Here is a 25,278-nt window from a genome sequence, read left to right on the forward strand (position 1 = left end):
CCGGGTTTTGATTTGTTCAGAATCTTTTCACGATAAATGCAAAAGCGCCCGGTTTGTGTTGAAAAAATAATTAAATTTGAGAAAAGCAATTGCAAAAAATCTGACTATGGACAATTTCACAATAGACAAACCCATCAAAACCATTTGCGTGACCGCCGACAGCTTTCCTGACGGAATCGAGGAAGCGCACATGAAACTTCACGCAACGCTTGCCGACAAAGACCGCAGGCAGTTTTTCGGGATTTCATGGCCGGGACCGGATGGCGAAATTATTTACAAAGCCGCAGCTTCTGAAATGGAACCCGGAGAAGCCGAAAAATCCGGAGCCGAAACCTACACGATCAAAGCTGGGCCTTACAACAGTTTTTACATCACCGATTATCGCGAAAACCTCGACGGCATTTCCAGGGCATTCGAATTACTGACGGCACAACACGAAACCGATCCGGACGGATTTTGCCTCGAATGGTACATTAACGGCAAAGATGTAAAATGCCTCGTTCCGCTTAGAACCAAACAAGAAGATCTATAATCATGAAAGAAAATTATCATTACGCCACTGTAACTGAAGCGATCAACAATCTCAGGAAAGAAGGTTTTTCGGTTGATTTTAATATTGTCGACAACTGGATAGCCTATCATTCTGGGAAATTTGATACTGATGAATTCAACATAGTCGAAGTCTACCGTTATGAAGGCGAATCCGATCCGGGCGACGAAGCAGTCGTGTATGCGATCGAATCGACATCGGGAATCAAAGGGATTTTAGTCGCCGGTTATGGCGCTTCATCGGACAGTATTTCGACAAAAATGCTTCAGAAATTGGCGATGCGCGCTTAAAATTCTTATGAAAATTAAAAATCAAAAGTCCTTTTTTTAAGGGCTTTTTTTTTGCTTTACATCAGAAGTGAATTTGTTATATATTTGAAAACAAACCGTTTCAATGCAAAAAATCCTGTCGCTGCTTTTGATTGTTGCTTTTTTGAGCTGCGGCCCGATGAAAAATACTGGAGAAACAGCGGTAATCACTTCCGTTTCTTCAAATGCGGTTGTTTTTATGTCTTTTCAAATCCAAAAAGATACTATTGGGAAAAGAAATTCAATCGCATTGCTACACACTGTAAAAACGACGGCCAAACTTAAAAATCAATCTGAAGCCGATGTTCATTCCCCGAATTTCCTGACTGCCAAAATTTACTTTGGTGACAGGCTTTTGCAAACGATCATTGTTCCGCACCCAATGTTCGTGCATTCAGAATATGCGGATGAATCGGGAAAATTAGCTTCTAAAGATGTGGTTTTAGACCAGGCCGAATTTTTCATCCGGTTTCAGCAAAATGGCGCAAACCACATCAGGATTTTTGAAACGCTGATCGGCAAAAACAAAACAGCATTATTTCAAATAAAATTTTAAATATGAAGAAACTTTACGTTATCGCACTGCTTCAATGGTTCGGATTGCAATTGGCAAACGCGCAGGTTTTTGAAGTCGACACCATTCAATACAGCGGCAGTTCTGAAAAAATGATCAATCTTGTTATTTTGGGTGATGGTTATACTGAAAGCCAGCAGGATCTTTTCATCACCAAAGCCAATGATTTCAGCAATTCTTTGTTCAGCAAAATTCCGTGGAGCAATTATAAAAATTACTTCAATGTTTTTGCGGTCAAGGTGATTTCTGTTGAAAGCGGCGTGAAGCACCCAAATACGGCATCCGATTGTGGAAGCGCAAATCCGGCAGTTCCGGCTTCAAACCCGAACAATTATTTCGGAAGTTCCTTTGATGCAAGCGGCATTCACCGGTTGGTTACGATACAATCAAATTCACGCGTCATGCAGGTTTTGGCCGCAAATGTCCCAAATTACGACCACGCAATCGTCCTTGCCAATACTTCTTATTATGGCGGAAGCGGCGGTGCGATTGCCGTTTCCACCACCCACCCGGATGGTTATGAAATTACGGCGCACGAACTTGGCCATTCTTTCGGAAACCTCGGTGATGAATATTATGCCGGTGATATTTATTTTTTCGAAAGGCCAAACATGACCGGGGAAAGCGATCCAACTTTGATCAAATGGAAAAACTGGCTTGCGCCCGATGACAGCAACATCGATATTGTGAATTATTGCTGCGGCGGAGCGACAGCGCAATGGTACAGGCCCACATCAAACCGCTGTAAAATGGAAGTACTCGGAAAGCCGTACTGCAGCGTTTGCAAGGAAGCGCTTATTGAAAAAATCCATACTCTGGTTAATCCGGTTTCGGCATATACGCCAACAACGCTGAACATTTCGTCGTCTGACGCGTTGCTGGATTTCAATCTCAGCGAACTCATCAAACCCATTCCGAACACGCTCCACATCAGGTGGCAGCTCGATGCCACGGTGTTTGACAACAACAGTGAAACGTTTCAGGTCGATCAGAATGCCTTGTCGATTGGTACGCATACGTTGACTGCAGGCGTTACCGATTATACGAACCAGGTCAGGACAACGGCACATTCAGAAGTGCATTACAGCAGCGTGATCTGGACGATTAGCAAAACGGCATTGGGAATTCAGGCTGTTGCCAATGACATCCAGTTGTCTTTTGGTTTGTACCCGAATCCGACAGCGGGGATATTTACGATCGCGCTCGAACTTTCAAAACCTGGCAAAGTCACGATTGACATGGTTTCATTGGATGGAAAAATTGTAAAGCAAATTCCGCCAGCAACCGTTTCGGCAGGAAAATACCAACAAAACCTCAACATTGAAAACCTCGCCAATGGAAGCTATCTTGTCTCTGTAAACGTTGATGGTTCAGTGTATACCAAAACATTGGTCAAACAAAATTAGCGGCATAAAAATCCGGAAATTCCAAATAATAAGTCGGATCCCATAAATAATAATTGGCACCACTTTTAAATAAAAACATCGGTTACATTTGTTGAAGATAACTTAAAACAAATTGTTTTGAAAAGTAAATTCAATACCGCGACACTTCTACTTGCCCTGGCTGTTTCCGGTCTTTGCAATGCCCAGAATACGCAGGCCGACAGCTTAAAAAGGATGCTGCTTGTTGTAAAAATCGATACTGCAAAGGTTAATTTATACAACAAACTCGCCGACGCTTACAAACAAAATTATCCGGATTCGGTTGCCTTTTATGCAGATCAAGCGGCCGTACTGTCTTCGCAGATCCATTACGGTTTCGGACAGGCAAATGCAGCGATCAATAAAGGAAATTACCATATCATTACCGGAAAATATGAGTTGGCTTTAGCCGATTTTCAAAAAGCACTGGCTACGTTCGAAAATCTATTGGATAAAAATCCGGATGATAAAGCGGTAAAAAACGGACTGGCCCGCGCTTATGCCAGTTCAGGGGTTGTTTTTTCTGAAGAAAGCAACCATTACATGGCACTTGAAAATTACCAGAAGGCATTGAAACTGTATCAGGAAACCGGGCAAAAAACCAGCATTTCCAAAGCGCTGAACAACATCGGGATTGTTTATAAAGCACAGCAAAATTATCTGAAAGCATTGGAATATTTGCAGAAAGCTTCGAAAATCCAACAGGAAACCGGCGACAGCAATGCCGCGATGACACTCACAAATATTGGCGTCATTTATTTTGAAACCAAAAAATATACGGAAGCGATCCAATTTTACAACCAGGCAAAAAGCTTCTTTGAGAAAACCGATGACAGGCGCGGGTTTGCCCTTTTAAAAAACTACCTCGGCGATTATTATTCCAAACAAAATGATTTTGATCTGGCCGTGCAATTTTACCAGCAATCGTTGGGTTTGTATGAGGAAATGCAGAATAAATTCGGCGCTTCACTTGCATTATACAACCTCGGGCGGCTGTATTCCGACGATGAAAAATATCCCGAAGCATTGGCTTTTGCCAACAAATCACTGTCTTATGCTACCGAAATCGGCGTCTTAGACCAAAGCTACCATTCTGAAAAATTGCTGAGTGAAATTTATGGGCATTTGAACAATCCGGTCGAATCGCTCGCCCATTACAAAAATTACATCACGGCGCGTGACAGCATCAACAATCAGGAAACGAATAAGAAAATTGCGCTTGCCGAACTGAATTCGGAGTACAAACGAAAAGAATCTTTGGTTGAAGAAAAAGCCAAACGACAGACACAATTCGCGATATTCTCGGCCATTGCAATCGTATTGATCATCATTTTGATCCTGGTGATTTACAATCGGATGCAGGTCAAAAAAAGACTGACGCTTCAGAAAGAAGTTGCCGAATATGAGCAAAAAGCCCTGCATTTGCAGATGAATCCGCATTTTGTATTCAACTGTCTCGGTGCGATTTCGAGTTTCATCGTGCAAAACGGAACAGATTCGGCACTAAAATATTTGTCGAAATTTTCAAAACTGATGCGGTTGACATTGGAATATTCCAAAGGGTCGCTGATTCCGATTGACAAAGAAATTGAAAGCCTGCAGAATTACCTCGAACTCGAACAATTGCGCTTCCACAACAAGTTTGAATTTCACATTGCGGCGAGTTCAAAAGTCGAATTTAATATGGGACTTCCGCCATTACTAATTCAGCCATTTGTAGAAAACGCTGTGCTGCACGGCATGGTTCCGAAAGAAGGAAACGGCCACATTAACGTGACTTTTGATGTTGAAAACGGGCAATTGATCTGTACCGTTACTGATGATGGCATTGGATTATCGGAATCGAAACACCTGAAAGAAAATTCGGTTACCGCGCACAAATCGATGGCGCTTGAAATTACCAAAAAACGCCTTCAGATCATGGAATCGACCACATCCAAATCGGCACAAATTGAAATCATCGAATTAGAAAACAACCATAAAAAAAGCGGCACACGTGTAATTTTGCGACTGCCTGTCCAATACATCCAATAAATATGATCACAGCATTATTAGTCGACGACGACCAGCATTTGCGCACCGGCCTGAAAGCGCTTTTAGACCGATATACGAATGACATTGCCATCATTGGCGAAGCCGAAAGTGTAAAAACCGGAATCGAAGCGATAGAAAAACTGCATCCGCAGGTGATTTTCCTGGACATTCATCTGGCTGACGGAACCGGGTTTGACATTCTTGAAAGCATCAAAAAAACGCAGGGAAAAATCAATGCTCACATCGTTTTCATTACCGCGCATGAGCAGTATGCGGTAAAGGCTTTTAAATTCAGTGCGCTCGATTTTTTATTGAAACCCGTGGATTTTGAGGAATTGCAGCACACAATCGCTAAAATAAAAGACGCTGTGGGAAAGAACAATTCATTTGACCACATCGATTTATTGCTTGAAAACATCCGGAAGAAAGTCGACAATTACAAAAGGATTGCACTGTCAACGAGCGATGGCATTCATTTATTCGATGTTTCGGATATCATCAGATGTGAGGCAAAAGTAAATTATACCCAGTTTTTCATCAAAAACCACAAGCCGGTTTTGATCTCGAGGACGCTCAAAGAATATGAAGAATTGCTGGCAGAACACGGATTTGAACGCATCCATCAGTCGCATCTGATTAATTTATCTTATCTGAAATCATACATCAAAAATGACGGTGGATATGTAGTGATGGCCGACAATACGAACATTCCGATCGCGCAGAGCAAAAAAGAAAAGCTGCAGGAATTAATTAAGGCGCTTTAAAAAAAAGATTATGAAAACAATTCTACAATATCAACCAAAAACCGAATCAATCATGACTAAAAAATTACTATTTATTTTACTGCTTTTCACCGGGATGGCGAATGCGCAGATCGTTACAATTCCGGATCCGACTTTTAAAGCAAGGTTGTTAGCATCCAGCGCTACTGATCCTGCCAACAATATTGCCAAAAATTTCAGTGACCAATGGATTGCCATCGACGCCAATAATGACGGAAATATTCAGCTAAGCGAAGCCCAGGCGGTAAAATACCTAAACATTACCGGACAAACCATTGTAGATTTAACCGGGCTTAACAGTTTCAGCAACCTGCAAATCTTATTTAATCTGAGCAACGGCGTTTCAACGTTAGATTTAACCGCGCTTACACATTTGACTTCATTTTCGTCGTATAACATGTATTATCTTACGTCACTGAATTTGAGCAACCTGCCAAATTTAACGACCGTTAACTGCATTGGCATGCCTATTCTTACTTCAGTCAATCTAAGCAATTCGACAAATATCAATAAACTTATTTTGCTGTATTGCGCGCTTACTTCCTTGAATGTAAATGGATTGGTCAATTTGACTGCGCTAAGCTGTTCCGGAAATCAGTTGACCAATCTTAACGGTTTGCCCGTAAGCCTTACTGCATTAGACTGTTCGAATAATCTGCTAACAAGCCTGAATTTTAACGGGCTTCCAAACCTTACGGATTTGAATTGTTCAGAAAATCTGCTGACAAGCTTAAGTGGTTTGGCTACTATTTCAAAACTAAATTGCCAGAATAATAAACTTACGGCATTAAATGTAAATGAAATGTCAAACATTAGCGAGCTGAGTTGCGGCGGCAATGAGCTGACAACTTTAAATGTTAACGCGCTTACAAGCCTTACCAAACTGGATTGCAGTGCTAATAAATTAACGATCCTAAGTATCAGCGGCCTACCCAATTTGGTAAGTTTGAATTGTAGTATTAACAATGATCTGACTACTGTAACTCTAGCCAATTTACCTGCTTTAGAAGATTTTCAGGTATTGGGAAACATCAACAATAGTGGCGATACCATTAGTAGTTTAACGTCTTTATCGCTTTCCGGACTGCCAAATCTTCAAAAATTAAATTGCAGTAACGGTAAATTGACATCGCTAAATTTAAGCGGATTATCCAGCCTGACAGAATTGGATTGCTCGAGCAATCTGATCACAACTTTGGCTTTAACGAATTTACCAAACCTTAAAATATTAAATTGTTATAGAAATTACATCACAAATCTTAATGCTTCAAATTTGACTAATTTAACTGAACTATATTGCGCCGGCGGTTACATTGTCGACGGCCAGATAATTGGTCATCTGGCTAATTTGAATGTTGCCGGATTATCGAATCTTAAAAAATTACATTGTCCGATTAACCTATTAACAACGATTAACCTTACCGGATTGGTAAGTCTTGAAGAGCTTTTTTGTGATGGTACGCAGGACGTACGAGGTTATATTACTTCCTTAAACGTGAACGGATTAAGCAACCTAAAAAGACTAGGCTGCAGTTTTCAGGGACTTACCAGCCTTGACGTGAGCAACCTGAGCAATCTGATAATGATCAACTGTTCATTCAACAACATCAGCAGTCTAGACCTTACCGGATTGATCAATCTTGAATCATTGGAATATTCCTACAACCAATTATCCAGTTTAAATTTGGTAAACTTACCTAAACTTACCGATTTGTATTGTTCATACAATCACTTGGTAACGCTGAATGTTCTTGGTTTGACGAGCTTAAAGACATTATTTTGTACGAACAATTCACTAACGAATTTGAATTTAAGCGGACTGTCAAATCTGGTTACTTTGGATTTTTCCAATAATCAATTGACACTTACAAACGTGAGCGGCTTATCAACAAACCTTAAAACATTGGTGTGCGTATCAAATAATTTAACGAGCCTGGATGTAAGTGGTTTGACAAATCTGGAAGTTTTAAATTGTTACACCAATGAACTCACAAGTTTAGACGTAAGCAGTTTGACCAATTTGAAACAACTGGACTTAGGCAGAAATCATATCACAAACATCAACGTCAGCAGTTGCCCAAACTTGGAAATGTTAGCTGCAAGCGACAATGAGTTAACCGAAATTAACATTACAGGCCTAAATAATCTAAATACGTTGTCCTGCGGCGGAAATCAAATCACCAGTTTGGATTTGAGCAATCATGAAAATCTTAGTTTCTTAGATTATTCCTATGATGTGATGCCAAATTTAGACGTGAGTTCATTAGTTAATTTGACTTATTTAGGATGTATAAACACGCAAAGCACCGTATTGGATGTAAGCAGTTTAACTAAGCTGGAAGTTTTACATTGTGACAACAACCAACTGACGACGTTGGACACAAGCAATTCCCCAAATTTGAATCAGTTGTACTGTACCAATAACCAGCTGGCATCTTTATTTATAAAAAACGGCAGAAGCGAAGAAGTTTTAAATTTCTTCAGCAATCCCGGCTTGCAATACATTTGTGTCGATGATGCACAGATCCAGGCGGTTCAAACCCAACTTAATACCTTAGGCATGAACGCTACTGTTAGCAACTCCTATTGCTCTTTTACACCTGGCGGAAACTACAATACCATCAAGGGAATTGCGATTTTTGATGCCAACAATGATGGCTGCGATATTACCGATGTCGTGAATCCATTTGTGAAACTCCGCATAAGCGACGGAACAGAAACTGGCGCAACGGTAACCAACATCAATGGTACGTATGGCTTTTACACCAATGCCGGAAATTATACAATTGCGCCAAATACTGAAAACCCAACCTGGTTTTCTTTCTCGCCAAACGCAGCCAATTTTGTTTTTACAAATTACAACAACATTTCAACCCAGAATTTTTGCATCGCCGCGGTCGGTTTGCATAAAGATATAGAAGTTGTGTTTGCCCAATTGGAATCGGCACGCCCAGGTTTTAATGCGCCATACAAGATCGTATTTAAAAACAAAGGAAACCAGATGCAATCCGGAACGGTAACGCTGGCATTTGATGATTCAAGAACGGATTTTGTTGGAGCAACACCAACTGCCGATATTGCAGTTCCCAATTCACTTTCGTGGAATTTTACAAACCTGATGCCTTTTGAAAACCGCAGCATCGATTTGACTTTAAATATCAACGGACCAATGGAAATACCGGCAGTAAATAACGGCGATATTTTAAATTTTACAACGTCGATTACACCGGTTGTTGGTGATGATTTTCCATCAGACAATCAATTCAATTACAACCAAACAGTTGTAGGCTCTTTTGATCCAAATGACATCATTTGCCTTGAAGGCGAAACCGTAGCACCTGTTGAAATTGGAAATTACCTGCATTACATGGTGAATTTTGAAAACACCGGAACTGCTGCTGCAGAAAACATTGTGGTAAGACTGGAGGTCAATCCTGAAGAATTTGACATCAATTCATTGCAAGTGATGAACGCTTCACATCCCGCTTTCGCAGAAGTTAGAAACAACACGGTCGAATTTAAATTTGCCAATATTAATCTGTTGCCAACAGCTGGCGATCCGCCGGTAAGCGGACACGGAAACATCCTTTTCAAAATGAAATCGAAAGCCACGTTAGAAACAGGCAATCTGGTAAAAAACAGGGCAAATATTTTCTTCGATTACAATTTCCCAATCGTAACGAATGATGCCGAAACGACTTTTACAGCGCTAAGTACAGATGTTTTTACAAATGACCAAAGTGTGGTTGTATTTCCAAATCCGGCTCAGGACATCATCAACATCAATTGCAACAATACGATCAAATCGATAGAATTGTATGATATTCAAGGTCGGATTCTTGAAGTGTTTGCGGCGAATAAAATATCGGCACAAATCAATATCTCAGACAAATCCAAAGGCGTTTATTTTGTAAAGATCATTACAGAAAAAGGCAAGAAAGTAACCAAAATCATCAAAGAATAAAGATTGGAAATAGTTAAATGAAAGCTGTTTCATCTGTATTGAATTTAATACAAAAATAAAATGAAAAAAATATTCCTGTTTATACTGCTTTTTGCCGGGTTTGCAAATGCTCAAATTGTCAACATTCCCGATCCCTTTTTTAAATTAAAGTTGGTTTCAGCAAGCGCTACCGATCCACAAAACAGCACTGCCAAAAACTTTAGTGACCAATGGATGACCATTGATGCCAACGGCGATGGCGAAATTCAATTGAGTGAAGCCCAAGCGGTGAAACTTTTAATTGTTGGACATTATGCCATTACCGATTTAACCGGACTTAACAGTTTTAGTAACCTTCAGTCTTTGCAAATTAAGACCAATCAAGCATCTTCATTAAACATAAATGCGCTTACGGATCTAACGACACTTTCTATAGATTCGATACGAAATGTTACTTCGTTAACCATAAATAATGCAAATTTAACAAGTGTGATTTGCGTTGGATTGTATAATCTTACTTCGTTAAATGTAAGCAATTTGATAAATATGACGTCGTTGTCTGTGATTGAGTGCGGACTTACTACATTGAATGTAAATGGTTTAACCAATTTAACAGAACTGAATTGTTTGGGAAATAAACTGACCAATCTAAATGGTTTATCAACGAATCTTACCAAATTAAATTGTTCTTATAACTTGCTCACGAGCCTTAATTTATCGACACTCACACATCTAACTGACTTGGATTGTTCAGCCAATCAACTTACCAATTTTAATTCAGCGGGACTTACAAATCTGACCGACTTAAATTGTGGAGGCAATCTGATAACAAATTTGGATGTTAATGCGCTTCCGAATCTTGTAAACCTCATTTGTTCTGCCAATAATCTAATTAATTTTAGCATCAGCGGACTTACGCATTTAACAACTTTAAATTGTGGGGGAAACAACCAACTTATCAGTGTTAGTTTAAACAACCTCCCGGCATTACAGGATTTTAAAGTAGTCAATTCGGTTGACATGCAAGCCAATCCCATTGGCCATCTCACCAGCTTAACTTTGAGTGGTTTGCCTAATCTGCAAAAATTAGATTGCAGCAATGGTATTTTGACTTCCTTAGATTTAAATGGATTAACCAATCTTACAGAAGTATCGTGTTCCAGAAATCAAATTACAACTTTAAATGTAAGCAACTTGCCCAACCTGCAAAAATTAGTTTGCGATACCAACCAAATTACAAATTTAGATGTTTCGAATATGTTAAGTCTGGTAGAATTAAGATGTGCCGGCGGTTACGTTTTAGACGGTCAGACAATGGGAATTTTACGTAATTTAAACGTCAGTGGATCGACCAACTTGAAAAAGTTATATTGCTCTTATAATCTACTAACTACTTTAAATGTTAATGGTTTGATTCACCTTGAGGAATTATACTGTGATGGTTTAGGGAATAATTTAGGGCTACTTACTTCTTTGAATGTAAATAGCTTGTCGAGCTTAAAAAAATTAAGCTGTTCCAGCCAACAACTGACAAGTCTTAACGTAAGCAATCTTATTAATCTTACTGATTTATATTGCTCATACAACCACATCACCAGTTTAGATTTGACAGGCCTGATTAATCTGAAAACATTGGATTACAATTACAACCAATTGGCCAATTTGAATTTGGTGAATCTTCCAAGTCTTACCAGCTTAAATTGTGCAAACAATCAGTTAGTGACTCTGAATGTTCTTAATTTAAGCAGTCTTAAAGATCTGAATTGTAGCGTAAACCAACTTACGACATTAAATTTAAGCGGATTATCAGCTCTGGAAACTTTATCGTATTCTTATAATCAAATTGCACTTTCCAACGTCAGTGGTTTGTCCACAAATTTAAAGTCTTTATATTGCGACAATAATACACTCACAAGCTTAGATGTCAGCAATTTGCCTAATCTTGAGCGCTTAAGCTGTGCCAACAATCTGCTTACGTCCATTGATTTGAGCAGTTTGAATAATCTTAAATTTTTGGATATCAGTACCAATCAACTTACAACTATCGATGTGAGTAATTTAACTGTTCTTGAATATTTAGATGTGTATCAAAACCAATTAACAGCTTTAAACTTAAATGGTTTAACCACTTTAATACAATTGGCATACTCAGAAAATGTAATTCCGAATTTGGATGTTAATTTTCTGATCAATTTAGAAAATCTGATGTGTGACAGTACGCAATCAACTGTTTTAGACGTAAGCAACTTAACTAAATTACAAAATTTATCTTGTGCGTATAATCAGTTAACGGCTTTAGATGTTACGGCATCACCTAACCTTCGGCTTTTGCAATGTCAGAGTAATCAGCTCACCACTTTAGATTTAAGCAACGCTGCTTATTTTCAAAGTCTATCCTGTTATGACAACCTACTTGAAACTTTATACGTAAAAAATGGCTCAAAAGAGCAAGCCTTAACGTTCAGCAACAATTCAAATCTAAGATACATTTGCGCCGATGAATCGCAAATTGAGAGTATTCAAACGCAGCTAAATGATTTAGGAATGAACACTACAGTATCTAACTCATACTGCTCTTTCACTCCGGGCGGAAACCACAATACCATTACCGGAATTGCGATTTTTGATGCTGATAATAATGGTTGTGATGCTTCCGATGTTGTCAATCCGTTTGTGAAACTCAATATAAATGACGGAACGCTAAACGGCGCAACAGTAACAAATATTAACGGAACTTATAACTTTTATACCAATGCCGGAGATTATGTAATTTCGCCAAATACTGAAAATCCTACTTGGTTTTCTTTCTCTCCAAGCTCAGCCGATTTTACGTTTGCAAATGCCAACAATAACATTTCAACCCAGAATTTTTGCATTGCGGCTGTAGGTTTACATAAAGATGTGGAGGTTGTTTTTGCTCCATTGGAATCAGCCCGCCCGGGTTTTGATGCCAAATATAAAATCGTATTTAAAAACAAAGGAAACCAAATGCAGTCTGGAACGGTGACGTTAGCGTTTGATGATGCCAGGACAGATGTGGTTTCAGCAATGCCAGCTACTGATGTTGCTATTGCCAATTCACTTTCGTGGAATTTTACAAACCTGATGCCTTTTGAAAATCGAAGCATCGAATTGACGCTGAACATCAATGGGCCAATGGAAATTCCGGCAGTAAATAACGGTGATATTTTAAATTTTACGACTTCCATTACGCCAATTATTGGAGATGATTTTCCATCAGACAATCAATTCAATTACAACCAAACAGTTATAGGCTCTTTTGACCCGAATGATATCATTTGCCTTGAAGGCGAAACCGTAGCGCCAGTCGAAATCGGAAATTACCTGCATTATATGGTTAATTTTGAAAACACCGGAACGGCTGCTGCAGAAAATATTGTGGTTACACTTGATGTCAATCCAGACGAATTCGATATCAATTCACTACAGGTCATGAACGCTTCGCATCCCGCTTTCGCGGAAGTCAGAAACAATACGGTCGAATTTAAATTTGCCAATATCAATCTGGCACCATCAGCTGGCGATCCGCCGGTAAGCGGACACGGAAACATCCTTTTCAAGATGAAATCGAAAGCGACACTGGAAACTGGTGATCTGGTAAAAAACAGGGCAAATATTTTCTTCGATTACAACTTCCCGATTGTAACGAATGATGCCGAAACAACTTTTGAAGTGCTTAGTACTGATGTTTTCACAAATGATGAAAGCGTCGTCGTATTTCCAAATCCGGCTCAGGACAAGATCAACATCAACTGCAACAACACGATCAAATCGATTGAATTGTATGATGTCCAGGGGCGCGTTCTTGAAGTGTTTGCTGCCAATAAAATATCGGCACAAATCAATATTTCAGACAAATCAAAAGGGATTTATTTTGTAAAGATCATTACCGAAAAAGGCAAAAAAGTCCAGAAAATAATTAAAGAGTAGTTGAGTTAAAATAAGTTTAAATTTGGGGAAAGGCCCTGTTCATTTTGAATAGGGCTTTTTTAATACATTGATTTTTAATGTAAATTTCTGATTTTTCATTTTTTTTAACAATCTTTGGCAAAAATCTGAACCTGATGAAAAAACTTTACTTTTTGCTTTTGCTTGTTTATGTGAATGTGTTTGCAAAACCCATTGCTGAAACGACTAGTGTTGTAGGACCGGCAATTGGCGTGAAATTAATTTCATATACAGGTAGTGTCGTCCTTAATTTTCAAATAAACATTAAAAATACCGGAGACCAGCGGTTAACAAATATTTATGTTGAAAATGTCAATGTTGGGTATCCAGAAATCATATTCCAAAACATCGAGCCACAAATAAGTTTGGAACCAGGTGAGGAAAACACCCTAAATTTTACTGGATTCAAGCCTACAACATTTGGCGCTTGTATGGATTTGTCTTTTATAAAAGTGTATGCAACCACGCCAGAGAATGCGATTATTACTGATTACAGCAGTCCTAATGATTATTATACTGACAATCAAACTCCTACACCTGTATTTTACAGTCTCTTTTTTACAGTTGGAAATACTTATAAGGATGACAATAATAATGGCGTAATAGACCTTGGCGATACAGTACGTTACACTTATAGTGCCACTTATTATGACCTTCAATCGCAATCCGTTCCTTTTACATTAACCGATCCAAATGTTGAAATATCGAACCCAACCGGAAATTCTCAAGTTCCCAATTGGTCATCAACCGGTGTGCATGACATCACCCAAAATGAAATCAATGTTGGCTATGTTTTCAGCAGTCCAATCTTAAACTTTGAAAACAATTGCATCAGTCCACAGTTACAGCTTCAAAATCCGTGTTATGACTGTCCGATGCCAAACAACTGCTTCAATTGCATCATCACGCCATTGACTCTTTTACAGCCAAATCGTATTAGTGGAAACGTTCGGTTTAAAACTTCAGGAAATACGAATTGCAATGCCGGACTGGATTTTCCACTGAGAAAAATCGCTACAACAGATGGCAGCAACACCTACGAAAGTTTTACAGATTATACCGGCAATTACCACATAAGCATTCCAAATACCGGAACATTCACAACGAGCGCACTGAATAATCTTGGATCCAATTTTTCATCAGATCCAACTGCTGTAAACACAAACAGTTCGGGTTCTGCAACACAGTATACCAACACCAATTTCTGCATTTCCTCTGCCACGAATTATAGCGATGTGAATGTAAAAATACTTCCACTGGCAACTGCACGTCCCGGTTTTGAAACTTCTTACAGGATCGTATTCCAAAATTATGGCAGCACCAGTTTAAATGGAAATATCAATTTGGCTTTTGACGCTGCAAAAATGGCTTTTATTAGCGCTACACAATCTCCAGATAACGCCAACTCAGGAACACTCTTATGGAATTATACTGATTTGTTGCCTTTCCAGGAAAGTTATATTGATTTAAAATTTAATGTTTTTCCGCCACCAGCGGTCAATCAGGACGATAGCAATACGTTAACTTTAACGGCAAACCCGATTGCCGGTGATGCCACTCCCGAGAATAATACCGCAATATTCAACCAGGTTATTGTGAGTTCTTTTGATCCAAATGACAAAACGGTACTCGAAGGTGCTTACATTAATGCAACACAGGCGAGCGATTATCTGACATACATCACCCGGTTTCAAAACACAGGAAATGCACCCGCAAGTTTCGTTATTGTAAAAGAAATGCTTGACGCCGATTTGGATTGGAGCACATTTGAACCAGTTGGAGCCAGCCAAAATTATTCGGTATTGCTAAAAAATGGAAACGAGTTAACAACATCCTTTTTAAACATTTATCTGCCCGACAGTACTTCGAACGAGCCATACAGCCACGGTTGGTTTGCATACAGGATTAAACCGAAAACCGGTTTTGCTGTTGGAGATGTTGCCTCTTCAAATGCCGCCATTTACTTTGATTTCAATCCTGCCGTAATTACAAATACGGTTAGCACGCAAATCAGTGTTCTGGGACTGACTAAAGCAAATGACAACACAGTCAAATTTTATCCAAATCCTGCCTCTGACCGCATTTATTTTTCTGGAAGCGATCTGAAGAATAAAAATTACAAAATCAGTGACGTCAGTGGAAAAATAATAAATACCGGCAAAATTGTTGACGGATTTATTGCAGTTGACCAACTCGAAAAAGGGATTTATTTCCTTAAAGTGGAAGACCACCAAACTGCAAAAGTCATTATCGAATAATAAAAAGCCCCGGTAATTCGGGGCTTTTTTTATCTTATACTCAATACTAAAATCTTTCCGGAAGCTTCGGGACTATTTACTCAAATACATTTTCCTTCTTGAATACAACTCATAAAACTGGTCGTCTTTTAAATCGTCGATGAACAATATGCTTTCACCGGTCGATTTCATTTCGGGCCCGAGTGCTTTGTTTACATTCTGGAATTTGCTGAAAGAAAAAACCGGCTGCTTGATTGCAAAGCCTTTAAGCTGCGGATTGAAAGTAAAATCAGTGACTTTATTATGACCGAGCATCACTTTTGTCGCATAGTTTACATAGGGTTCGCCATATGCTTTCGCGATAAACGGAACGGTTCTCGATGCTCTCGGATTCGCTTCAATAATATAAACCGTATCGTCTTTGATCGCAAACTGGATGTTGATCAAACCAACAGTTCTCAAAGCCAAAGCGATTTTATGCGTATGGTCTTTGATCTGCTGCATCACAAATTCACCGAGATTGAACGGCGGCAATGTCGCATTCGAGTCTCCCGAATGAATTCCGCATGGTTCAATATGCTCCATGATTCCGATGATGTAGACGTTTTCACCATCGCAAATTGCATCGGCTTCCGCTTCAATCGCGCCGTCGAGATAATGGTCCAATAACAATTTATTTCCCGGAATATTTTTAAGAAGGTCAATAACGTGTTCTTCCAACTCTTGCTTGTTGATGACGATTTTCATGCCTTGTCCGCCCAAAACATACGATGGACGAACGAGCAGCGGAAAGTCTAAAACATCTGCCAAAGCCGAAGCTTCATCAGCTGTTTCCGCAATTCCGAATTGTGGAAACGGAATTTTTAATTCGGTCAATAATTCCGAAAACCTGCCGCGGTCTTCTGCTAAATCCAATGCGTCAAAGCTCGTTCCCAGGATTTTGATTCCGTATTTCGAAAGCTTTTCAGCCAATTTTAAAGCGGTTTGACCACCAAGCTGAACAATTACGCCTTCGGGTTTTTCATGTCGGATGATGTCGTAAATATGTTCCCAGAAAACCGGCTCGAAATACAATTTGTCGGCAATATCAAAATCTGTTGAAACCGTTTCGGGATTGCAATTGATCATGATCGTTTCGTAACCGCATTCTTTTGCAGCTAAAACGCCGTGCACACAAGAGTAATCAAATTCGATGCCCTGCCCGATCCGGTTTGGTCCCGAACCTAAAACGACGACTTTCTTTTTATCGGAAACAACGCTTTCATTGTGCACATAAGTTGTTCCGTCAGCGCGTTCAATCTCGGCTTCAAAAGTCGAATAATAATATGGCGTTTTTGCGGTAAACTCGGCCGCGCAGGTGTCAACCAATTTGTACACACGTTTGACGTTTTGGTCTTCGCGCAGTTTGTAAACCTGGCTTTCGAGGCAATTCATCATGTGTGCAATTTGCCTGTCGGCGAAACCTTTTTGTTTGGCTTCCAATAACAATTCTTTTGGAAGCGTATCTATTTTATAGTTGGATATTTCTTTTTCTAACGCATACAATTCTTCGTATTGCTTCAAAAACCACATGTCAATTTTAGTGATTTCGTGGATGCGACTTAGCGGAATTCCCATTTGGATCGCATCGTATATTACGAAAACACGATCCCAACTTGCATAAGTCAATTTTTCGATGATTTGCTCGTAATTTTTGTAGCCTTTTCCGTCTGCTCCGAGTCCGTTGCGTTTAATTTCGAGCGATTGTGTGGCTTTATGAAGTGCTTCCTGGAATGATCTTCCGATGCCCATGACTTCTCCAACGGATTTCATTTGCAAACCTAAAGTCCGGTCGGCGCCTTCGAATTTGTCAAAATTCCAGCGTGGGATTTTTACGATCACGTAATCTAAAGTCGGTTCGAAAAGTGCCGAAGTCGATTTTGTAATCTGGTTTTGAAGTTCGTCCAAATGGTAACCCAAAGCCAGTTTAGATGCAATTTTTGCAATCGGATATCCGGTCGCTTTCGACGCCAATGCAGATGATCTCGACACCCGCGGATTAATTTCAATCGCAACGATGTCTTCTTTTTCATCCGGGGAAACGGCAAATTGTACATTACAACCTCCAGCAAAATTCCCGATGCTTCGCATCATTAAAATTGCCATGTCGCGCATTTTCTGGAAAGTATGGTCAGATAAAGTCATCGCTGGTGCAACGGTAATCGAATCTCCGGTATGAATTCCCATCGGATCCATATTTTCGATTGAACAGATGATCACGACATTGTCGTTTTTATCGCGCAACAATTCGAGTTCATATTCTTTCCAGCCGATCAGGGCTTTATCGATAAGCACTTCGTGGATTGGCGACATTTCGAGTCCGTAAGTCAGTTTTTCGTCGAATTCTTCTTTCGTGTGGACGAAAGCTGCTCCGGTTCCGCCGAGTGTAAATGACGGACGGATCACGAGTGGAAACCCAAATTCCTGGGCGATTTCTTTTCCTTTTAAGAAAGAAGTAGCTGTTTTTGCTGGCGCTGCCGGAATTCCGATTCTTTCGAGCAATTGCTTGAACTGTTCGCGGTCTTCAGTAATGTTGATCGCATTGACATCGACGCCGATTAATTGGACACCGAAATCTTTCCAGATGCCTTTTTCTTCGGCTTCGAGGCAAAGATTCAGTGCGGTTTGTCCACCCATGGTTGGCAAAACGGCATCGATTTGGGGATGTTCTTTCAGGATTTTCACGATCGATTTGGTCGTAAGCGGCAATAAATATACATGATCGGCCATCGATGGATCGGTCATGATCGTTGCGGGATTCGAGTTGATCAGGATCACTTCGATGCCTTCTTCGCGGATTGAGCGCGCCGATTGCGAACCGGCATAATCGAATTCGCAGGCTTGTCCGATGACGATTGGTCCGGAGCCGATGATGAGAACCGATTTGATTGAATTGTCTTTTGGCATTGTGTAGTTAGTTGTTGTGTTAAGTGTCGAACGACGAATGACAAACGTCGAACGAACGAATATGCTGTTTTTAGCCCGGATGGAAGCGGCATCCTTTTTCGCGCTTCTTTAGCGCGGAAAAGATACAGCGAACAGCCGGATTAGCTTCTAATAATCATGATAATAAGAACGCAATACTCGTTAGACATTTGTCATTCGACATTCGTCAAAACGAAGCGACAAGGTATAAAAAAAGGCGGTACTAATAAAAGTAACGCCTCGTTTAATGCTTGATTCAAACATTATTTTTTATGTCTTGGTTCTGAAGATACAGTCAGTTTGTGACGGCCTTTTGCACGACGACGAGCCAAAACTTTTCTTCCATTTGCAGAAGCCATTCTGTCCATAAATCCGTGTTTATTTCTTCTTTTTCTTTTCGATGGTTGAAACGTTCTTTTGCTCATTGCTTTGTATCTTTAAAATCTTATTTAGTATCTTTCATTTTGGAATCAAAGCCGTTGCCTTAAAACCGAGTGCAAATATACAAAGTCTTTTTTTTCTGGCAAGCAGTTTTGTAAAAATATTTTCAATTCCTTTTACTATCTTTGCGGCTGCTAAAATAACACTATTATGTTTCACAGAAATATTAAATTAATCATCGCCGGATTGTTCATTATTGCCGGAATCTGGCAGATGACCGAAAGCTACATCGGGAACGGAATTTTCCTGATTTTACTGTCGGCAATCCCGATTTTCCTGTACTTTAAAAATGAATTCATTCTTTTGGCGTTCCTGAAACTTAGAAAACAGGATTTTGAAGGCGCTAAAAAGTGGCTGGCTTACATCAAAAACCCGGAAACGGCTTTGGTTCAAAAACAACAGGGCTACTTTAATTATTTGCACGGAATCATGCTTTCGCAGACCAATTTAACGCAGGCGGAGAAATATTTCAAGAAAGCAATTGCGCTTGGATTGTCTATGGACATGGATTTGGCTGTAGCAAAATTAAACCTTGCCGGCGTTGCGATGTCGCGCAGAAGAAAACTTGAAGCGACAAATTTGCTGAATGAAGCTAAAAAACTTGACAAGCAAAACATGTTGACGGATCAAATCAAGTTGATGAAAGAACAAATGAAGAAAATTTAAGCAACTTCCTTATAGTCAAAATAATAAGCCATTCTTAAGAATGGTTTTTTTATGAAAAATTCTTATAAAAATCGTTTTCGTATTAATAAATTAGTTAAGTTTGATTCGTATTAATCAATAAATTAACTAATTATGAGATTAATAATACTTCTTTTCGTGAATTTTGTTGCGCTTCATACTTCCTTTGCCCAGGAAAACCTCGTTTATTTTTCCGATGCGATCAAAAGCAACATTAAAAAATACAATACCAAAAGCGACATAGAGTTTGAAAAAGGCAACATTGCTGAAGGCCAGGCGCTTTTCGATTCTTTGGTTCAAAACCGATTAGTAGGTTCGCGATTTGACGATTATTCGTTTAAAAGCGTCAACAGCCGAAAGGTAAAACTCAGCAAAATGGGCAAGCCGGTTTTCATTATTACGTATGCTTCGTGGTGCGTAATGAATAAAGGTGAAATTCCCGCACTGAACAAACTCGCTAAGAAATACAATAAAGACCTTCAGATCATTGTGGTTTTCTGGGATATTAAAAACGACATCAAGAAAATTTCGAGGCAGTTTAATGGAAATATTAAAGTTTGCTACGCCAATGAATCGTATCGAAATGACGCGAAAGTTGTGGCGACTTTAAAGCATACATTGGGATTTCCGACTTGTTACTTCTTAAACAGCGAACTTGACGTCATCGATATTACGCGCGGCAGCATTCCCGTTTCGAAGAAAACACCGTTTAAAAAAGCAATTGAAATGAATTATGTGGTTTTCGATGCGCGTGTTGTGGATTTGCTGGCGAAGAAAGATGCTCCGGTAAAAGAACAGCAATTGGCAACGGTTGATTAAAAAAAGACGTTGATATTCTCAACGCCTTTTTTTTTTAATATCCGCTTAACGGAATTTCAATCTGGTATTTTTTCCTGTTTGGATTCAGCAATTTTTTATCGCGAAGCCACGGATTATGGATCTTTAAAATTTTGTAATTGATGCCTTGCTGTTTGGCAAAATCGGCTAAATCTACAATTGAGGAGTCAATTTCTACTTTTTTTGTCGGCAGGTTTTTGTATAATTCTTCAGGTGAAATTGCGAAACCGTATTTTTCAGGTGCTTTCATGATTTCTTTCAACGCCAGAATCCTGAACACATAACGCGACGTTTCTTCTGTCAAAAGCAAATCATAATAACTCGTGACTTTTTGCATTTCGATTTGTTTGTTCACACCATTTACGCCGCCGTTGTATGAAGCTGCTGCCAAGGTCCAGTTTCCAAAACGCAGTTTTGCATCGAGCAAATATTTACACGCGGCTTCGGTGGATTTTTCCAGATGATAACGCTCGTCAACCATATCAGTTACTTCCATGCCGCGCTCTTTTGCCGTTTCAGGCATGAATTGCCAAACACCACGCGCTCCGGCTGGGGAAACGACATTTACGAGTCCGCTTTCAATAACAGCGAGGTATTTAAAATCATCGGGAACGCCATATTTTGCAAGGATTGGCTCAATAACAGGAAAAGCGCGGTTGGCTCTTTTGATGATCAGCAAAGTCGTCGCGTCCAAATTGGCATTTACCAGCAATTCGCGTTCGAATCTTTCTTTGACATCAGAAATATTCAGAGGCGTATTTTCTCCTGCAAAGTCAACGCTAACCGGAAAATAACGTGCCGTCCTTTCGTGTGTGATTTCATTTTTATGTTCGTATGAAGTGCCGTAAATCAACGCACCGCTTGCAATGACGACCGTTGCTATGAGTCCGGTTTTTTGGATCAGGTTCATTTTTCTTTTCTTTAAATAGTTTCGTAAACATACAAAAATTCGCAAATTCAGGCTTTTTCTTCTAGGATTATTTTGGGAAGATTTTCATTGAGCCACCGGAATTTATTCAGGATCATGATGTGCGTTCCGTCTTTAACAACGATACAATTTTTAATATATTTCATTGGAAAGACTTCGTCTGCACTTCCGTGGATGTGAATCACGTTTTCATCGATTTCGCTTCTGTCCCACAAGATCACATTCTGGATCGCCCAAGAAAGATAGCGGTTGTCGCGCACCGACAGGAATTTCTCATATAATTTGAGCCGTTGGTTGATTTTTTCCCCGAGTGAAAACTTGGCAAGCGTATCGATTTTATCGGCCAGGTTCTTCGGGAATAACTTATATGCTTTTGTCGCTTTTGCCACTTTCATCCGCTTTGGAAACTCGGCGTTGCTCCTGACGCTTGAAATGATGATCACCTTTTTCGGATGAACAAATTTCGAAATTTCTTGCACTAAGATTCCGCCAAAAGACACACCGATCAAAACCGGATTTTTGTGAAAGATCTTTTCAGAAATCCGCTTGGCGTAATCGGACAGCAATTCGTTTTCAAACGGAATTTCCCATTCCAGAAAATGCATGTCAAAAATATCGGGCGAAAGCGCGATCCGTTCAAAAATCGCCGGGCTGGCTGCGAGTCCTGGCATAAAATAAACAGGAATTTTCTCCATATTGTTTTAACTAATTGATAACGCCAAACCGTTATATTTTACGAAAATTTATATAAAATCATGCTTGCCAGGATATTATTTATAAAAAACGATAAAGCATTAAGAACCCTGAAGTCATCTTAATAAAACTTAATGTCTCAATGGTTTAAAATTTAGGTGCGCAATGTTTCCAGACAGCGTTTAAAATTAATTTTTTCATTCGAAACAAGCCTGTTTCAATCTTTATTTTATCAATAAATTATGACCATGAAATTATTCCCTGCAAATACCCGTGCCCACACCGATCCTGGTTGGCTTAAAAGCCAATTGTTCGTTTTCATTCAAAAAGGAACGCGAACGATGTTTTGCCTGAAAAAGAAAACGTTGCGCCGAGATACAACTAGAAATCATTTGATTTGGTGCATAAAATCAATACCTTTGTGAACGTGGTTTTGCCTGAGGACAAGAACGACGGAAACGCAATCTGGATCTAGCAGCAGGTGTTTTTTAGTCTTGGAATCTTTGAAACCGGAAAAATCGTAAATTATAAAATCAACATTCCTGGCAACGGAATTTATCTGTTTCTGATCGAGGGCAAAATTGAAGTTGGCGCGCATGCCTTGCATCAACGCGATGCCATCGGGATTACGGATGCTGAAAATTTCGATCTTTCGATTCATTCACAATCAAAAATACTGCTCGTCGAAGTTCCGATGGCATTTAAATAACTATGGAAGACACTACCACAATGGAAATCAAAGACAATACTTTTTCGAGGCAATTTGAAACTTTTACCGATGGTAAAATGGTTTCGGTAGAATATTCGTTCCAGGAGAAAAAGATTTTCCTGACAAAAATCATCGTTCCAGAGAACTTTACCGACGAGGAATTTATTTCCGATTTGCTAAAAAACATTATGGCAATTGCCATCGAGCGAAAATTAAAAGTTGTTCCGGTTTTGCCAAAAATCGCTGCATTTTTCAGGAAGAATCCGGTGTATAAAGAGTTGCTTCCTCCGGGAATCAAATTGTAAAATTTACAAACCGTTTCAATAAAATGAAGCGGTTTTTTTATTTCTGGCAAAATACTACCTTTATCAGATGAGTGACGAAACAAATTCAAAAGTTATTTCTTTCTTCGAAAATATCGAACGATATTACGGCTGTACGACCGAAATCACCGAAGGCTTATATTCAAAATCGGAAGATTTCGACATCAATTTTACTACATGGAATTTATGCGAATTCGAACTAATACGTTCCGCATATAGAAATAAAGGGGCAAGATTGATGATGGAAGGCGCAAAAATGTACTACGAAATTTCAGCAAGATTAATTATCGATTTTAAGCAGCCTGGACGGCATATTTATGAATTTGTTGAGCAGTACAGCGATACGGTTTTCAGGATCACGAAGATTAAATTCCATTCGAAATATTAAGCTGGATGTCAAACGTTTCATATCGAAAAACAGAATAAATGCCTGCCTTTTACTGATAAAGTGCAGTCATTTGACGTTCGGCATTTAACATTTGACCATTTTGAAATTCCATCCTCACAGCACCGTCATCATCGATTTTAGTCAGTGTAATTTCGTGCAAAGTATTGACCAATTCCGGATTCCACGGCGTTTTTACCTTGACATAATTTTCGGTGAATCCATGAATGTAGCCTTCTTTATTTTCGCTTTCGAACAAAACCGTTCTTGAAGTCCCGAGCTGGCTTTCATAAAAAGCGCGGCGTTTTTTAACCGACAATCCGCGCAGCATCTTACTGCGTTTGGCACGGACATTTGCAGGAACTTCCCCCGGCATCGAAGCGGCTTCGGTATTGTCGCGTTCAGAATACGTGAAAACGTGCAGATAGGAAATATCCAATTCGTTTAAGAAATTGTAGGTTTCGAGAAAATACTCGTCGGTTTCACCAGGAAATCCAACGATCACATCAACACCGATACACGCGTGCGGCATGACTTCGCGAATCTTCCCTACCCTTTCTGTATACACTTCGCGCAAATAACGGCGCTTCATTTTCTTTAAAATGTCATTGCTTCCCGATTGCAGCGGAATGTGGAAATGCGGAACGAAAGTGCGGCTTTTGGAAACAAATTCGATCGTTTCGTTTTTTAGCAGATTGGGTTCGATGGACGAAATCCGCAATCTTTCAATGCCTTCGACTTTGTCGAGTTCCTGAACAAGTTCCAGAAAAGTATGTTCGTGTTTTTTATTGCCGAATTCGCCTTTGCCATAATCCCCGATATTCACACCGGTAAGTACGATTTCTCGGATGTTTTGCTGGGAAATTTCCTTTGCATTTTTAAGTACGCTTTCGAGTGCGTCGCTTCGTGAAATGCCACGTGCGAGCGGAATCGTACAATAGGTACATTTGTAATCGCAGCCGTCCTGGACTTTTAGAAAAGCCCGTGTGCGGTCGCCTATGGAATAACTCCCAACATAAAAATCGGCTTCCGAAATTTCGCAGGAATGCACTTCGCCCATATCATTTTTGGACAAATCATGGATGTAATCGGTGATCTTGAATTTTTCGGTTGCTCCTAAAACCAGGTCCACGCCATCAACATCTGCAAGTTCTTCGGGTTTTAATTGTGCATAACAGCCAACCGCCGCAACAAACGCATTGCTGTTGAGTTTCATTGCTTTTTTAACGACCTGTTTAAATTGCTTGTCGGCATTTTCAGTTACCGAACAGGTGTTGATCACATAAATATCAGCAATTTCTTCAAAATCGACACGATCAAAACCTTCATCCTGAAAACTGCGCGCTATCGTAGAAGTTTCTGAAAAATTCAGCTTGCATCCAAGTGTGTAAAAAGCAACTTTTTTTCTGTCTGTCATAATGTTTTCTCGTTTCAGGCTTTGGCATCCAAATCATACTGCCTGAAAATAAGGCGACAAATTTACAGATAAAAAT

At 39.6% G+C, this 25,278-nt stretch carries 19 protein-coding genes; 14 read left to right on the forward strand and 5 right to left on the reverse strand.

What is annotated here, in order from left to right; all coding sequences use genetic code 11:
- Nucleotides 1–106 precede the first annotated feature (106 nt).
- From BLS32_RS16700 to BLS32_RS16740, 9 genes are all read left to right on the forward strand, one after another.
- The gene (locus BLS32_RS16700) at nucleotides 107–532 is read left to right on the forward strand and encodes a hypothetical protein (RefSeq protein WP_091398684.1); all 426 of its coding nucleotides are present in this window, start codon (nucleotides 107–109) and stop codon (nucleotides 530–532) included.
- Between the two features lie 2 nt (nucleotides 533–534).
- Entirely contained in the window at nucleotides 535–840 is a 306-nt protein-coding gene (locus BLS32_RS16705) for a hypothetical protein (RefSeq protein WP_091398686.1), read from the forward strand.
- Between the two features lie 103 nt (nucleotides 841–943).
- Nucleotides 944–1,414 carry a hypothetical protein gene (locus tag BLS32_RS16710; protein ID WP_091398690.1) on the forward strand — a complete coding sequence of 157 codons (471 nt, stop codon included), beginning with the start codon at nucleotides 944–946 and terminating at the stop codon, nucleotides 1,412–1,414.
- A 2-nt stretch (nucleotides 1,415–1,416) separates the two neighbouring features.
- Nucleotides 1,417–2,838: a T9SS type A sorting domain-containing protein gene (locus BLS32_RS16715; RefSeq protein WP_091398693.1), complete on the forward strand. Its 1,422-nt coding sequence runs from the start codon at nucleotides 1,417–1,419 to the stop codon at nucleotides 2,836–2,838.
- A 117-nt stretch (nucleotides 2,839–2,955) separates the two neighbouring features.
- A complete protein-coding gene (locus tag BLS32_RS16720) occupies nucleotides 2,956–4,890 on the forward strand; it encodes a tetratricopeptide repeat-containing sensor histidine kinase (protein WP_091398696.1) in 1,935 nt (644 codons plus the stop codon).
- A gap of 2 nt (nucleotides 4,891–4,892) precedes the next feature.
- The gene (locus BLS32_RS16725; RefSeq protein WP_091398699.1) at nucleotides 4,893–5,654 is read left to right on the forward strand and encodes a LytR/AlgR family response regulator transcription factor; all 762 of its coding nucleotides are present in this window, start codon (nucleotides 4,893–4,895) and stop codon (nucleotides 5,652–5,654) included.
- Between the two features lie 10 nt (nucleotides 5,655–5,664).
- Nucleotides 5,665–9,636 (forward strand): DUF7619 domain-containing protein, encoded by a 3,972-nt coding sequence (locus BLS32_RS16730; protein WP_091398702.1) that lies wholly within the window; start codon nucleotides 5,665–5,667, stop codon nucleotides 9,634–9,636.
- A 60-nt stretch (nucleotides 9,637–9,696) separates the two neighbouring features.
- Entirely contained in the window at nucleotides 9,697–13,566 is a 3,870-nt protein-coding gene (locus BLS32_RS16735; protein ID WP_091398705.1) for a T9SS type A sorting domain-containing protein, read from the forward strand.
- 134 nt (nucleotides 13,567–13,700) lie between these two features.
- Complete coding sequence (locus BLS32_RS16740) at nucleotides 13,701–15,842, forward strand: DUF7619 domain-containing protein (RefSeq protein WP_091398708.1); 2,142 nt, start codon at nucleotides 13,701–13,703, stop codon at nucleotides 15,840–15,842.
- A 72-nt stretch (nucleotides 15,843–15,914) separates the two neighbouring features.
- On the opposite strand, the gene carB is transcribed toward BLS32_RS16740, so the two are convergent.
- Nucleotides 15,915–18,767 (reverse strand): carbamoyl-phosphate synthase large subunit, encoded by a 2,853-nt coding sequence (gene carB / locus BLS32_RS16745; RefSeq protein WP_091398711.1) that lies wholly within the window; start codon nucleotides 18,765–18,767, stop codon nucleotides 15,915–15,917.
- 281 nt (nucleotides 18,768–19,048) lie between these two features.
- Nucleotides 19,049–19,210 carry a 50S ribosomal protein L34 gene (rpmH, locus tag BLS32_RS16750; protein ID WP_008464848.1) on the reverse strand — a complete coding sequence of 54 codons (162 nt, stop codon included), beginning with the start codon at nucleotides 19,208–19,210 and terminating at the stop codon, nucleotides 19,049–19,051.
- A gap of 166 nt (nucleotides 19,211–19,376) precedes the next feature.
- On the opposite strand from rpmH, the gene BLS32_RS16755 reads away from it, so the two are divergent.
- Together BLS32_RS16755 and BLS32_RS16760 are read left to right on the forward strand one after the other, a co-directional pair.
- Nucleotides 19,377–19,892 carry a hypothetical protein gene (locus tag BLS32_RS16755; protein ID WP_091398714.1) on the forward strand — a complete coding sequence of 172 codons (516 nt, stop codon included), beginning with the start codon at nucleotides 19,377–19,379 and terminating at the stop codon, nucleotides 19,890–19,892.
- Between the two features lie 132 nt (nucleotides 19,893–20,024).
- Nucleotides 20,025–20,729: a TlpA family protein disulfide reductase gene (locus tag BLS32_RS16760; protein WP_091398716.1), complete on the forward strand. Its 705-nt coding sequence runs from the start codon at nucleotides 20,025–20,027 to the stop codon at nucleotides 20,727–20,729.
- 34 nt (nucleotides 20,730–20,763) lie between these two features.
- On the opposite strand, the gene BLS32_RS16765 is transcribed toward BLS32_RS16760, so the two are convergent.
- The gene (locus BLS32_RS16765) at nucleotides 20,764–21,657 is read right to left on the reverse strand and encodes a lytic transglycosylase domain-containing protein (RefSeq protein ID WP_091398719.1); all 894 of its coding nucleotides are present in this window, start codon (nucleotides 21,655–21,657) and stop codon (nucleotides 20,764–20,766) included.
- 47 nt (nucleotides 21,658–21,704) lie between these two features.
- Nucleotides 21,705–22,370 carry an alpha/beta hydrolase family protein gene (locus BLS32_RS16770; RefSeq protein ID WP_091398722.1) on the reverse strand — a complete coding sequence of 222 codons (666 nt, stop codon included), beginning with the start codon at nucleotides 22,368–22,370 and terminating at the stop codon, nucleotides 21,705–21,707.
- A 479-nt stretch (nucleotides 22,371–22,849) separates the two neighbouring features.
- Between BLS32_RS16770 and BLS32_RS16775 the strand changes: the two genes are divergently transcribed.
- The 3 genes from BLS32_RS16775 to BLS32_RS16785 all read left to right on the forward strand — a co-directional run bounded on the left by BLS32_RS16775 (nucleotide 22,850) and on the right by BLS32_RS16785 (nucleotide 23,788).
- A complete protein-coding gene (locus BLS32_RS16775; protein ID WP_091398725.1) occupies nucleotides 22,850–23,077 on the forward strand; it encodes a pirin family protein in 228 nt (75 codons plus the stop codon).
- Between the two features lie 2 nt (nucleotides 23,078–23,079).
- Entirely contained in the window at nucleotides 23,080–23,382 is a 303-nt protein-coding gene (locus tag BLS32_RS16780) for a GNAT family N-acetyltransferase (RefSeq protein ID WP_245699505.1), read from the forward strand.
- Nucleotides 23,383–23,449: 67 nt separating this feature from the next.
- Nucleotides 23,450–23,788: a hypothetical protein gene (locus tag BLS32_RS16785; RefSeq protein ID WP_091398727.1), complete on the forward strand. Its 339-nt coding sequence runs from the start codon at nucleotides 23,450–23,452 to the stop codon at nucleotides 23,786–23,788.
- Between the two features lie 49 nt (nucleotides 23,789–23,837).
- Here the strand turns inward: BLS32_RS16785 and mtaB are convergent, their stop codons facing one another.
- Entirely contained in the window at nucleotides 23,838–25,202 is a 1,365-nt protein-coding gene (gene mtaB / locus BLS32_RS16790) for a tRNA (N(6)-L-threonylcarbamoyladenosine(37)-C(2))-methylthiotransferase MtaB (protein ID WP_091398730.1), read from the reverse strand.
- Nucleotides 25,203–25,278 lie beyond the last annotated feature (76 nt).

The sequence above is a fragment of the Flavobacterium noncentrifugens genome (assembly GCF_900100375.1).
Lineage (GTDB): Bacteria > Bacteroidota > Bacteroidia > Flavobacteriales > Flavobacteriaceae > Flavobacterium > Flavobacterium noncentrifugens.